The organism is Exiguobacterium sp. BMC-KP, assembly GCF_001275385.1.
GTDB lineage: Bacteria > Bacillota > Bacilli > Exiguobacteriales > Exiguobacteriaceae > Exiguobacterium_A.
Window position 1 is genome coordinate 1,626,656 of the sequence record NZ_LGIW01000015.1, and the last position, 12,712, is coordinate 1,639,367.

Below are 12,712 nucleotides of genomic sequence, written 5' to 3' on the forward strand. Positions count from 1 at the left end.
TATCATAATTCAAAAATACGACAAAAAAACGTCACTCCGGTCGAGTGACGTTTGTTGATCTGTTGTTTATTTAACGCTTTGATACTGATGCTGATACGTTTGGATATCGCCCGCTCCCATGAACAGAAGCACAGCATTTTCGTGCTGACGTAGGACTGAAACATTATCGCGTGTCAGAATTGAAGCTTGCGGAATTTTCTCCTGCAAATCTTCGACTCGAACTTGCCCTTCCTGCTCACGTGCCGAACCAAAGATTTCGCATAAATATGTCACATCTGCTTCACGTAAAGATGTCGCGAAATCATCCATGAATGATTTCAAGCGTGTGTACGTATGCGGTTGGAAAATCGCGACAACTTCACGGTCCGGGTATTTCTTCCGTGCCGATTCAATCGTTGCACTGATTTCCTTTGGATGATGCGCGTAGTCATCAACTAGAATTTGCGTACCGAATTCCGACTCGCTAAAACGGCGTTTCACACCACCGAACGTTGCTAAGCGTTCAGCTACGTCCTCTTTGCTTAATCCTTCATACTGACAGATCGCAATGACAGAGAGTGCATTTAAGACATGATGACGACCGAATCCTGGGATAAGGAACGTGCCGTAGAAATCATCACGCAAATAGACATCAAATGACGTACCGTCTGGTGTTGACGTCGCATTTTCCGCGCGGAAATCATTGTTTTCTCCAAATCCATAATAGAGAACCGGTACATTCGCTTGAATGTTTTGAAGATGCTCGTCATCCCCACAAGCAACGATTGCTTGCTTGACCTGCATCGCCATCTCTTGGAATGCCGAAACGACATCATCAATTCCTGTGAAATAATCCGAATGATCGAAGTCGATATTCGTCATGATAGCGTAGTCCGGCTTGTAATATAAGAAGTGACGTTTGTATTCACATGCCTCGAAGACAAATGCCTTCGCATCCTCTACACCTGCTCCTGTACCGTCTCCGATCAAGAAAGCCGTTGGTGTGATTCCACTTAAGACGTGCGAAAGTAAACCTGTCGTCGACGTTTTTCCGTGTGAGCCTGTAATGGCGACTGAACGATATTCATTTGCTAAGTGTCCTAAGAAATCGTAATAATGATGGATGGTTAAACCAAGTTCATTTGCCCGTGCGATTTCTGGATGATCATCTCCAAAGGCATTCCCTTGGATGATGACATAGTCTTCTTTGATGTTATCCGCATTAAACGGGAAAAATGGAATTCCCTTAGCTCGTAACGCGTCTTCAGTAAAAATGTGCTTTTCGATGTCTGAACCTTGTACCTCATGATTCATCTCATGTAGTACTTGGGCGAGCGCGCTCATCCCTGTTCCTTTGATTCCAACAAAATGATACTTTGTCATATAAAAGCCCTCCAATTCACGTTCCGGTCCGTACCATCGGGCTCGGGTACAAAACCTGTACCATTATAGCAAACCGATTTATTTTTTACCATGTAAATTATTTTGTTCTCGACGTGCGCGATACATCGCCATCAAGTCTTTCGTCGTCATGACGACGTTAACAGGCGGACCGACCGGCTTTTTCACTTCCGACTGAACAGGAGCTTGCGCTTCGGCAACAGGTGTATCTGGAATCAACGTGACGTTTTCAGGTAGTTGCTCCTCAATTTCTCGATCATCGGTAAACAATTCACTTGATGTCTCCGCTGGAACAATCGATTCTTCAACGGTTTCACTAGTAAGAAGCGTTTCAATTACGGACTCTGATGCCGTCTCTGCAACGTCCGTTTCTTCTGCTTCTGATAGGTTTGGCAACTCTTCTTCGCTCACATATTCTTGATGTACTTCAGGTTCCGGTACGAGTAATTCAACGTCCGTCACCGGCACAATACCAGCATCTGCTTCCGCTTCGTCTAAGACGACGTCTGGCGCGATCATTTCTTGATCAGTCAAAGTAACCTCATCAGTAATTCCCTGTTCATCTGTATCTAAAACCTGTCCAATGGTTTTTGTTTCTTCCACAGCTTCTACCGTTTCGGGTACAGATTGTTTGGGACGTTGGAATCCATAAATCGGTGAAGGAACATCCGTCAAAACGAAGCGATCTTCACGCTCCTCTTTTTTCGGACGCTCCACCGGCTTCGTCTCACGTTCCCCCGCAAGCTCACGACGAATCCGGGCAGCCTGCTCTTTTAGTGACTGTTCATAACGATTACTCATACGTTCACCCCTCCATCTTGTTAAAAAATCGGTCGAATCATCGACCGATTGAGAATGCTTCCCCTACTACTTTTGTATCATCGAGTACAAGAATCCCTTTTTCTTGTGGTGCATCGGCAAGACCGAGTTCACGCGCTGAACAGAGCATACCGCTTGAAGGTACGCCGCGTAGCGCTGAAGGACGGATGATTAAACCGGATGGCATGACTGCGCCTGGTTTAGCAACGACGACTTTTTGACCCGTCGCTACATTTGGCGCTCCACAAACGATTTGTAAAGTTCCGTTATCTACTTCTACCTGACAGACCGATAATTTATCAGCATCCGGATGCTTCTCGCAAGAAGCAACGAATCCAACAACGAATTTCGGAGAATAATCAACGTGTTCGAGTGATAATTTGATCTCTCGTTTCGCAAGTTCTTCTTGAATACGCGTTGCGAATTCTTCCGTCAATTCAACCGGTCCTTGTGTCTCAATCGTAAATGTATTCGAAGCATCAAACAAGTTGTAACCGACGATACGATCACCATGTTTGATTGTCGCTACATCTCCTTCACGAGTCGCTGTCACTTCCGCACGCGGTGCGTCTTCCAAAATGATCATTAAGACGTCGCCGACGCCCTCTTTATTATAAAACACATTCATTCAATCCATGACTCCCTTCCGTCTTTCTCACAATGCCTATTGTATCAGATTCTTCACTCTTTCGGCTGCTTGTTTTTCGCGAGGACGAAGACCGGTTCCAGATTACCATCTTCGTATAGGAATGGCAGCGCCGTGACCGGAACACGACCATTCGAGAAGAAATCAAACATAAGCTGTTGTAAGACATCGTATCCAGCATCATTACGAATATCAGCAAAAATCAGCACGTCCTGATGCGGAATGCCGACCGCAAATTCTCCCTCGATTTGAGCTGCATAATCTGCTAGCAATGTCTTGTTCAACACACGACTCGCCTCATATCCATCACCGAGACTCAAGAAATAAAAGATATTACCCGCTACTTCATCTTGCTTAAATGGCGCTTCAAGCGACTTCACATTAAAACGGGCAGCTTCTGATAACTGTTCAGCCGTCCACTCTGCAGATGCTAGTAGCTCTTCATCAATCAAACGATAAGTAGCTCCTAAATCGAGTGCATACATGATTTTCGTTTCACCCGTGTGTGGTGTACTGACAAGCGTTTTCCCCTCTTTTGTCGTATCGGCAAACGATTTAGCACGAATGACAGGGAAGATTTTTTGTTCCTGCCCAACGAGTGAGACCTGATCCGTCTGACCGAGAACAGCACGGATATATTCAATCGTCTCTTCAACTGCGATGACACCTCTTCGTTTTGCTTTAGCGACAAGCGGATTTAATCCGACATCAACGCCTGACTTATCGTGTTTACGCTCAATCCGTAATACGGACTTTTCACGATCGAAGTACGTCGTGTAACCCTCTTCTTCAAATGTTTGCGTCATCATTCTTCGGATTTGTTGTAGTTCCATTTGAATTCACCCTTTCTATCATGAAAAAAAGCGAGTCAGCGCTCGCTTTTTTCTTAAACCGTTTCTAAAAATGCTGTCACCTGTTCTGGTGTCTTCCGCTCTTTACCAACATAACGACCCGTCTCTCCACCATCACGGAACGCGACGAAACTCGGGATTCCGAAGATGTCCATTTCCTGGGCAATTTCAATATGATCGTCGCGATCGACATAGTAAAACTCGAATCCGTTAAACGTTTGCTCGATTTCCGGCATGAACGGATCTAAGAAGCGGCAGTCCGGGCACCAGTTTGCTGAGAATAAAAAGACGGCATTTCCTTGTTTTGCCGTATCGAATTCTTGTTTTGATTGTAGTGTTTTCATGATGATTTCCTCCTTTGATTTCCCTAGAAGTCATTGTTCTCATCATAGCATATTCAATTGTGACTGTGCGTTTTCGTGCTTGGTTTGCTATACTGCAACTAGAAAACACCGAGAAAGGACTTCACTATGGCAGATCAACCAATCAAACATCCGTTCGAACGCTTCGTCGGCTTCGTTGGCATGACGAGTTGTTTACGTTACGGCTATTCCTTTATTGATTCCGAACGAAGCTTACCGGAAATCTTTTTATATTTGGTCGTCGGGTTTGCGCTTATCATTCTACTTGAAGCACTCGGGAAACGACTCGCTCGGAAATTACCGGTCGTGCGCATGCGATATCTGACACCACTTTATTTGATTTACCTTTATGTCTTTTTTACGAGCTTTTATTCGAGTTCATTCGGATTCGCTTTATGAAAAAAGCTGATTCAAAAGTCAAATGTTTGTTTGTGCACCATTCGGTCAAACAAGCATTCTTTTGAATCAGCTTTTTGTACTCAATATTCGATTTTTAAATCACCATCTTGAATCCGACCAAAGCGTCGCAGGACACGATAAATGAGATAGCTGATAATACCAGGCGCAATGAAACAGAGAACAGCAACTGCTATGTAATACTCCATTTCGAATCCCATTGTTTTTAATAACATTAACGGACCAACGAATCCACTCGTTCCCATACCAGAGCCTTCTGGATTGCTCTCAAGCATCAATAGAACAGTTGCAAATGGCGCTAATATAGCACCGGCTACAGTCGGCGGTAGAAGGATCCAAGGATTTCGAATGATATTTCCGACCTGTAACATCGATGTACCAATCCCTTGAGCAACTACGCCACCAATCCCGTTATCACGGTAACTGATGACCCCAAAACCAATCATTTGAGCTGCACATCCAATCGTCGCTGCACCAGCAGCGAGTCCATCTAAGCCAAGCATGATCCCAAGTGCGGCACTCGATATTGGCGCCGTCAAGGCAAGACCCATGACGGTAGCGATGAAGATCCCCATGAATAGCGGTTCACGTTCCGTTCCCCAGCGAATCAACTCACCAAGATCCGTCATCCCTTTTCCAATCCACTTACCCGCGTAACGTCCAGCAAAAAATCCAGCTACTAACGTGACGAACGGTGTCAACAAAATATCAAGTCGCGTCGTCTTCGAAACGAGTTTTCCGATTTCTGTTGCAAGTAACGTTGCAATATAGCTACCTGCTGGACCTCCCGCTTCGTACCCAAATGCGCCAACCGCAACTGCTGCGAATAAGATGAGTGGCGGTGCTTCAAGTGCAAACGCTACGGCAACACCGATTGCTGGTCCGGTCAAAGCAATCGCCTGCTCTCCTAGTTGAATGAGGAACTTTGCTTCGATACCCCGATCAACTAACCCTTCGCCGATCGTCCGAACAATCAATCCCATGATCAGCGAACTAAACAAACCAAGAGCCATATAACTTAATACGGTAATGAAATATACTTTAGGGCTTAGTGAAATCCCTTTTTCCTTAAACATCTTGTCACGTCCTTTTCTCAACATCGCGTATCATTATATCAAATCTCCTTTCCATCCGACTAGACTGTTTTTTCAACTGACAAGACAGATCGTGACATCGCTACATTCCCTCTAAGCAAAAATAGACGACGGATTACGCATCCGCCGTCTATTTCATGAGGAGACCATCCCCGTCCGTTATTTACTTGACTTGCAATGTTGCAAGCGTCGTCGTATCAAGATTCGTGACGAGTTTTCGCAGCAATTCCTTCGCCGCGTCATAATCATCTGTATGCATGATCGACGCATGGGTATGGATATAGCGTGCTGGTAAACCAACGACTGTCGTCGGAATCCCGTTATTCGAACGATGAATGACACCACCGTCAGTTCCGCCAGCACCGACATAGTATTGGTACGGAATTTTGTTCGATTCTGCGGTATCGAGAACGTAATCCGTCATTTCTTTCGAAAGAATCATGACGCTGTCTTTAATACGGAGCAATGGTCCTTGTCCGAGTTGACCGAACTCCGTTTTGTCTCCTGACGCATCATTAGCAGGCGAAGCGTCGACGACGAACGCTACATCAGGATCGATGAGTGCTGTTGCTGTTTGTGCACCGCGCAATCCGACTTCTTCTTGAACGGTTGCACCAGAGAATAAAATGTTCGGATGATCCGCTGCTGTTGTTTCTTCCAATAGCTCGACTGCCATTCCAACACCATAGCGATTATCCCACGCTTTTGCCATGATTTTCTTCGGATTCGCCATCGGTGTGAACGGGAAAAATGGTACAGCAGGAATACCTGGTCGTACACCAAAGGATTCCGCTTCTTCTTTTGAGTCAGCCCCGATATCGATGAACATATCTTTGATTGCCATCGGCTTATTTCGCACTTCTTCTGTTAATAAGTGTGGTGGAATCGACGCGATAACACCAGGAATGACTCCGTTGTCCGTACAGATCGAGAAGCGTTGCGCAAGCAATACTTGACTCCACCAGCCACCGAGTGGTTGGATCCGTAACATCCCGTTCTTCGTGATTTGCGTCACCATGAAGGCTACTTCGTCCATGTGTCCGGCAACCATGACTTTCGGTCCTGTCGCATCTCCTGTTCGTTTTCCGAAAATCGATCCTAGTCCATCTGTGACGATTTCATCCGTGACGGGTGTGATGCGTTCGCGAACGAACTGACGAACATCGTGTTCAAACCCTGGTGCTCCATTTAATTCTGTCAGTGTTCGAAATAACTCTCTCGTTTTTTCATTCATATGTATCGCCTCCTGATTCCCATTATACAAAAAATTGCTTCAATCACTTAACCTTTTGTTTCTCTCTGAACGAATTATTTGGTACAGTAGGAATAGAACCTGTAAGGAGGGGAATTTTAATGAAAAAACGCTATTGGATTATCGGATTGGCAGCAGCTGTCGTCGCCGCTTTCGCAGTGAAGAAAGCCGTTGACAACAAACAACTTTCTGCCGAGGAAGCGCTCGAAATCACGAAACGCACATTTTCAGCAAAAGGACGTGTCCAAGGTGCATGGATCTCTGCAACACCAGAGGCTTACGCATATGAGTCACGTGACTACCAAAGCTACAAAGGTGGCATCTCGGTCCTTGAAGGTGATGACGAAAAAACGTATCAATTCACAGTCGATGCCGAAACTGGCGCATTACTCGAATACGCTTAATCAAAAGACCGTGCTTCGATCGACGAAGTACGGTCTTTTTTCCACGTTCCTATAAAGGAGGTATGATTCATGTCGACTCTTGCTATGATTTTCGTTATTCTCGTCGCTTTGGAACACTTTTATATTTTAGCACTTGAAATGTTCTTTCTTTCTTCCAAAGCTGCTCGTCGGACGTTCGGTTTGACGGACGAAGCTGTTGCATCAAAACAGATTCAGACACTTTTCGCGAACCAAGGATTATACAATGGGTTTTTAGCAGCTGGACTTGTATTCGGATTGATTCGTGAGGATATTGCGGTTCAACTGTTCTTTTTAGCTTGTGTGATCATTGCAGCTTTGTATGGTGCCTTGACGGCAAATCGGTCTATTTTATTAAAACAAGGATTACCTGCCATACTCGCTTTCATCTTCGTACTACTTGCATAAGAAAAGCCACTATCCGATTGGATAGAGGCTTTTTTCTTGATTAACGTGGGTTATCGTTGCGTTCGTAGATCGGGTTCATGTATTCCGTTGTCGAGTATAGACGCGGAACAACAATGTACAAGACGATTGCTGGTACAGCGATGATCAACAACATCAAGAGTACCGGTAACCAGTAAACGACTTTTTGATGAAGATTATCCGAGTTGCTGTCGATGTATTCTTTTACGCCATCAACTTTTGCAGCGTCGGCACTCGTCAACAATTTACCGCTATCGGCATTGAAGAAGTGGATTTCACGTTTAATCGTGACGAAGATACCATCACGGACTGTCTTGATGACAGCAATTCCACCGATGACTTCTTCTCCTTTTTCGTTCGTGAACGTTTTCGGATCCTCGATTTTGACCGAACCTTTTTTATAATCGTAATGCGTCGTTGGTAATTCCTCGTTTAATGCTTTCGTCATTTCTGAGGTATCAACCGCAGCAAGTACCGATTGACCGATACTTAATGCGAGAAAGAGCGCCGTTACGAAGGCTAAGCTTTTCTGCCACATCCCCAAATTCCCCCTTTACCTATAAGTACAAGTTCTTCAGTCAACAACATTGTACCAATTAATAAGAAAAAAGTGTGAAAGAAATACCAGGAAAATAAGAAAACTTTTTGTCTAAATTAATTTTGATACGTTGCTTCCATCCGATAAATTGGTTGACCCATTGAAGAAAAGCGTTCTTCATACTCTGTTCGGACGTTATCTTCCGGTTCATTCGCATGTAAATCAAGCGACATCCAGTCAAAACGCATCCCGTATGCCGACATCGTCATCAAACTCGATTCAAACAATTTGCGATTGTCGGTCTTGAAATGAATTTGTCCCTTCGCCGGCAAAATATCTTCGTATGTCGAGAGGAACGTTTTATACGTCAAACGACGCTTCGCGTGACGTGTCTTCGGCCAAGGATCAGAGAAGTTTAAATAAACGCGTGCCACTTCTCCTTTTTCAAAGTAATCGCGTAAATCTTTTGCATCGACCGTCAAGACGCGAACATTTGCTTGAGGAGCTTCAACTAATTTTTGAACAATCGTCACTGCCACACTCTCGAATAGTTCAATCGCAATGAAGTTAATATCCGGATGCTGGTTCGCCATTCCCGTAATGAAGGCACCTTTTCCTGATCCCACTTCGATGTAAATTGGATTGTTATTCTTAAACTCTGTAGCCCATGTCCCTTTCAGGCTTGTTGGTTCTGCTATATAGATCGAGGATTGTTCCTTCATATAATCCTGCGCCCATGGTTTATGTCGTAAACGCACTGTCGTTCATCCTTTCCAAACTTAAATTATCCGCAGATAAGTTTATCATGATTCGGGTAATTATATAAGAACTTCTTCGATTCCGATCGAAGAATGTTCAGCAGTTCGTCACTTGAGAAACAGTGAGCATTCTAATACACTTAAGGTACGTAAGAACCGAAAAGGAGGGCTATTACTGTGGAAGACTTCTTGATTAGTTGGGCATCTCCCATCGTTCTCGTCATGGGCATTAGTGCCTTATTCGTCTGGGCGACTTTCGGAAAAGTCGATGTCGAATAAGGACCACCTCTGTACCTTGTGTAATTATACACAAGGTACTTTTTTTATTCTCTGAACGATTTTAGGTTGGTTTTACCATGAAACAGATGTATACTTTTTTTGAAACAGATTATTTATTACAGCTATCGGACACCAAAAAACGTTGGTAAAAAGGAGAATTGTAATGAACGAGAATAAAAACAGTGATTCAAAAGAACTAGTACAGAAAAAAACAGGTGCAGACTTAGTCGTCGATTCACTCATCGAACAGGGTGTTGATTACATTTTTGGTATTCCTGGTGCAAAAATTGATTCCGTCTTCAATGTGTTACAGGACCGGGGACCTGAACTCATCGTTGCACGCCACGAGCAAAATGCTGCATTCATGGCACAAGCCATCGGACGCTTAACTGATAAACCAGGTGTTGTACTTGTAACATCCGGTCCAGGAGCATCAAATTTAGCTACAGGACTTGTAACAGCAAACTCTGAAGGTGATCCAGTCGTTGCAATCGCTGGAGCCGTCACACGAGCGGATCGTTTAAAACGAACACATCAGTCAATGGACAACCAAGCACTCTTTACACCCATTACGAACTTCAGTGCAGAAGTACAAGATGCCGATAACATTCCAGAAGTATTATCGAATGCATTCCGAACGGCAGAAACGACATCAGGTGCTGCTTTCGTTAGTATTCCGCAAGACGTTGGATTAAACGAAGCGAATGTCACAGCATTCCGCGCTGTCGAAGCACCTAAGCTTGGTGTTGCACCAGAAGCTTGGGTCAACGAAACAGCTCGTCTGATTCAAGATGCAAAACTGCCTGTATTGTTACTCGGTATGCGTGCTAGTCAACCTGACGTCGTACACGCGATTCGTTCGCTACTCAAAAACGTCTCAATTCCTGTCGTTCAGACATTCCAAGCAGCCGGTACTTTATCACGTGAGCTCGAATCGAACTTCTACGGACGTGTCGGATTGTTCCGCAATCAGCCGGGTGACGCGTTGCTTGCCGAAGCTGATTTAGTCCTCTCAATCGGTTATGATCCAATCGGTTACGATCCAAAGTTCTGGAATCAACCGACGCACGACCGGACGCTTGTTCACATCGATCAAATGCGTGCTGAAATCGATCATTTCTATCGCCCAGACCGCGAACTCGTTGGTGATATGGCGAAAACGGTCGACGCAATTGCTGAGCGCCTGAACCCGCTGACGTTACCGGAAAGTTCTGTTCAATTCCTCGAAGGATTACATCAACGCCTTGTCGATCGTGATGTTCCTCCTGTCACGGATTCTCCATTGACGCACCCGCTCTATTTCATGAAGACGTTACGTGAAAAAATTGCGGATGATGTCACGGTAACGGTCGATGTCGGTTCACACTACATTTGGATGGCACGTCATTTCCGTTCATATGAACCGCGTCATCTCCTCTTTAGTAACGGGATGCAAACGCTTGGTGTCGCACTTCCTTGGGCGATTGCCGCAACACTCGTACGCCCTGGTAAGAAAGCCGTCTCGATTTCGGGTGACGGTGGATTCCTCTTCTCTGCAATGGAACTCGAAACAGCTGTCCGTTTGAACTCACCGCTCGTCCATTTCGTATGGCGTGATAGTGGATTCGATATGGTCGCGTTCCAACAAGAGATGAAATACAACCGGAAATCCGGTACGTCGTTCGGTGATGTCGATCTTGTCAAATATGCTGAGAGCTTTGGAGCAAAAGGACTACGTGTCAATCATCCATCTGAATTAGCAACAATCATGGATGAAGCACTCGCGACAGAGGGACCAGTCATCGTTGATGTTCCGATCGATTATCGCGATAACATTGCATTAGGGGAACAAGTCCATCTCGATCAATTGAACTAAGGAGGATTCACATGGCACACGATAAAACACTCGTCCAGATTTCAACGATGATGGCACTACTTGACGGAGTATTCGAAAGTGACGTCACATACGCTTCCGTTCTTGATCAACGCGATTTCGGTATTGGAACGTTTGATCACTTAGATGGGGAAATGATCGGATTTGATGGTGAGTTCTATCAACTCCGCTCAGATGGTAGCGCCCGACCACTTCAACCCGAGACGACGACACCTTTCGCAACATTAACCCGTTTCGAGGCGGAGCAAACTTTCACTGTGACGGAAGAGATGTCGAAAGCGACGTTCGAGCACTGGCTGAGTGAACAACTCCCTACGATCAATAGCTTTTACGCTATCCGGATTGATGGAACGTTCACGAAAGTACAAACACGCACCGTCGCACGTCAGGAGAAACCGTTCGTTCCGATTACGGAAGCTGTCGCTTCTCAAAGCGCGCGTACGTTCGAACAGACTAAAGGAACGCTTGCCGGTTACTATACGCCACGATTTGGTCACGGTATCGCCGTCGCCGGATATCATCTTCATTTCATCGATGCAGCTCGCGAAGGTGGAGGTCACGTTTTTGACTACACAGTCAAGAACGTCACCGTCACGTTCGAAGAAAAGCCACAACTGGATTTACGTTTACCAACGACAGAAGCGTATCGGTCAGCGGATCTTGAAAGTCACGATATCGAAAAAGAGATTAAAATCGCAGAAGGTTAAGCAAAAAGCGTGTCGTTCCCTTTCGGAATGACACGCTTTTTAATCGTTCGAGTATTCAAGTAGCTGTTCAAGGAAGTGATAACTGTCTTCGACATCTGGGTGACGCATATCTTCATACCAATAAAGCGATAATACCGCTTGCGCTACGACGTACCAATGCATGCGCTGTTTCAGATCACTCGTCAGTGGATGACCATAATGTTCAAACCATTCTGGCCAAGCTGCTTCGTCAACGTAACTGTATAACATCATCCCTAAATCATACGCTCGGTCAGCAATGATCGCATCATCCCAATCATTTAGGTAGAGCTGACCATCCGCTCCCGTCAACCAATTATTATGATTTAAATCGGAATGACAGACGACTTGTTCATCTGTTCTTACATGTTCCAGGTTTTGTTCAAGATACACCATCGCATGTTCTACGAGGTCCGGATTCTCTAAATCCTCTGGTTGAAAATACAAACGGCATTGTCGCAATAATTCATCCGGCTCGATCGGGCGCTGATCAAGCTGTTGAAGCATGAACAACAATTCCTTCGAATCATGGATTTTCCCAAGCAAACGAGCCACTTCAGGACGCTCCATCATTTCCGGCTCCAATTCGTCTCCTTCAATGAACTGTTGGGCACTGATGACGTCCCCACTATAAATCCGTTTCGTCCACAATAATTTCGGGACGATTCCGTCTGCGGATAAAATCGCCAAAAACGGCGATGAATTTCGTTTTAAGAACAACTTCGATTGCCCGGTTGAAGCAATGTACGCTTCTCCTGTGATTCCACCTGCTGGCGTAAGGGTCCAGCCTTCGCCAAGCGCATCTAAAATATCTAATTCCATTATAATCCGCTCAACTTTTTTAGTAGATTTGCCTGAGGCACAATGCTT

The 12,712-nt window shown here is 45.1% G+C and carries 16 protein-coding genes; 6 read left to right on the forward strand and 10 right to left on the reverse strand.

Annotated elements, in window-relative coordinates; all coding sequences use genetic code 11:
* Positions 1 to 66: 66 nt before the first annotated feature.
* From murC to ADM98_RS14240, 5 genes are all read right to left on the reverse strand, one after another.
* Positions 67 to 1,362 (reverse strand): UDP-N-acetylmuramate--L-alanine ligase, encoded by a 1,296-nt coding sequence (gene murC / locus ADM98_RS14220; RefSeq protein ID WP_053454065.1) that lies wholly within the window; start codon positions 1,360 to 1,362, stop codon positions 67 to 69.
* Between the two features lie 78 nt (positions 1,363 to 1,440).
* Positions 1,441 to 2,181 carry a hypothetical protein gene (locus tag ADM98_RS14225; RefSeq protein WP_053454066.1) on the reverse strand — a complete coding sequence of 247 codons (741 nt, stop codon included), beginning with the start codon at positions 2,179 to 2,181 and terminating at the stop codon, positions 1,441 to 1,443.
* A 37-nt stretch (positions 2,182 to 2,218) separates the two neighbouring features.
* Positions 2,219 to 2,827 (reverse strand): YtpR family tRNA-binding protein, encoded by a 609-nt coding sequence (ytpR, locus tag ADM98_RS14230; RefSeq protein ID WP_053454067.1) that lies wholly within the window; start codon positions 2,825 to 2,827, stop codon positions 2,219 to 2,221.
* Between the two features lie 53 nt (positions 2,828 to 2,880).
* On the reverse strand, positions 2,881 to 3,678 hold the full coding sequence (locus tag ADM98_RS14235) for a DUF1444 domain-containing protein (RefSeq protein ID WP_053454068.1): 798 nt from the start codon (positions 3,676 to 3,678) through the stop codon (positions 2,881 to 2,883).
* A gap of 53 nt (positions 3,679 to 3,731) precedes the next feature.
* Positions 3,732 to 4,040, reverse strand: coding sequence for a thioredoxin family protein (locus ADM98_RS14240; protein WP_053454069.1), 309 nt, complete (start codon positions 4,038 to 4,040; stop codon positions 3,732 to 3,734).
* A 126-nt stretch (positions 4,041 to 4,166) separates the two neighbouring features.
* Between ADM98_RS14240 and ADM98_RS14245 the strand changes: the two genes are divergently transcribed.
* The gene (locus tag ADM98_RS14245) at positions 4,167 to 4,457 is read left to right on the forward strand and encodes a hypothetical protein (protein ID WP_053454070.1); all 291 of its coding nucleotides are present in this window, start codon (positions 4,167 to 4,169) and stop codon (positions 4,455 to 4,457) included.
* A gap of 80 nt (positions 4,458 to 4,537) precedes the next feature.
* Here ADM98_RS14245 and ADM98_RS14250 read toward each other — a convergent pair whose 3' ends face one another.
* Entirely contained in the window at positions 4,538 to 5,551 is a 1,014-nt protein-coding gene (locus ADM98_RS14250; RefSeq protein WP_053454071.1) for a PTS transporter subunit IIC, read from the reverse strand.
* A gap of 181 nt (positions 5,552 to 5,732) precedes the next feature.
* On the reverse strand, positions 5,733 to 6,803 hold the full coding sequence (locus tag ADM98_RS14255; RefSeq protein ID WP_053454072.1) for a M42 family metallopeptidase: 1,071 nt from the start codon (positions 6,801 to 6,803) through the stop codon (positions 5,733 to 5,735).
* 119 nt (positions 6,804 to 6,922) lie between these two features.
* Here ADM98_RS14255 and ADM98_RS14260 point away from each other — a divergent pair, with 119 nt between their 5' ends.
* Both ADM98_RS14260 and ADM98_RS14265 read left to right on the forward strand, forming a co-directional pair.
* A complete protein-coding gene (locus ADM98_RS14260) occupies positions 6,923 to 7,225 on the forward strand; it encodes a PepSY domain-containing protein (RefSeq protein WP_012371126.1) in 303 nt (100 codons plus the stop codon).
* A 69-nt stretch (positions 7,226 to 7,294) separates the two neighbouring features.
* Complete coding sequence (locus ADM98_RS14265; protein ID WP_053454073.1) at positions 7,295 to 7,651, forward strand: DUF1304 domain-containing protein; 357 nt, start codon at positions 7,295 to 7,297, stop codon at positions 7,649 to 7,651.
* 40 nt (positions 7,652 to 7,691) lie between these two features.
* Here ADM98_RS14265 and ADM98_RS14270 read toward each other — a convergent pair whose 3' ends face one another.
* The gene (locus ADM98_RS14270) at positions 7,692 to 8,207 is read right to left on the reverse strand and encodes a hypothetical protein (RefSeq protein WP_053454074.1); all 516 of its coding nucleotides are present in this window, start codon (positions 8,205 to 8,207) and stop codon (positions 7,692 to 7,694) included.
* Between the two features lie 116 nt (positions 8,208 to 8,323).
* On the reverse strand, positions 8,324 to 8,965 hold the full coding sequence (trmB, locus tag ADM98_RS14275) for a tRNA (guanosine(46)-N7)-methyltransferase TrmB (protein ID WP_053454075.1): 642 nt from the start codon (positions 8,963 to 8,965) through the stop codon (positions 8,324 to 8,326).
* Positions 8,966 to 9,142: 177 nt separating this feature from the next.
* Between trmB and cydS the strand changes: the two genes are divergently transcribed.
* The 3 genes from cydS to budA all read left to right on the forward strand — a co-directional run bounded on the left by cydS (position 9,143) and on the right by budA (position 11,824).
* Positions 9,143 to 9,244: a cytochrome bd oxidase small subunit CydS gene (gene cydS, locus ADM98_RS17740; protein WP_442855420.1), complete on the forward strand. Its 102-nt coding sequence runs from the start codon at positions 9,143 to 9,145 to the stop codon at positions 9,242 to 9,244.
* A gap of 163 nt (positions 9,245 to 9,407) precedes the next feature.
* Positions 9,408 to 11,099 (forward strand): acetolactate synthase AlsS, encoded by a 1,692-nt coding sequence (gene alsS, locus ADM98_RS14280; RefSeq protein ID WP_053454076.1) that lies wholly within the window; start codon positions 9,408 to 9,410, stop codon positions 11,097 to 11,099.
* Positions 11,100 to 11,110: 11 nt separating this feature from the next.
* Positions 11,111 to 11,824 (forward strand): acetolactate decarboxylase, encoded by a 714-nt coding sequence (gene budA, locus ADM98_RS14285; RefSeq protein ID WP_053454077.1) that lies wholly within the window; start codon positions 11,111 to 11,113, stop codon positions 11,822 to 11,824.
* 39 nt (positions 11,825 to 11,863) lie between these two features.
* Here the strand turns inward: budA and ADM98_RS14290 are convergent, their stop codons facing one another.
* On the reverse strand, positions 11,864 to 12,664 hold the full coding sequence (locus tag ADM98_RS14290) for a phosphotransferase family protein (RefSeq protein WP_053454078.1): 801 nt from the start codon (positions 12,662 to 12,664) through the stop codon (positions 11,864 to 11,866).
* Positions 12,665 to 12,712 lie beyond the last annotated feature (48 nt).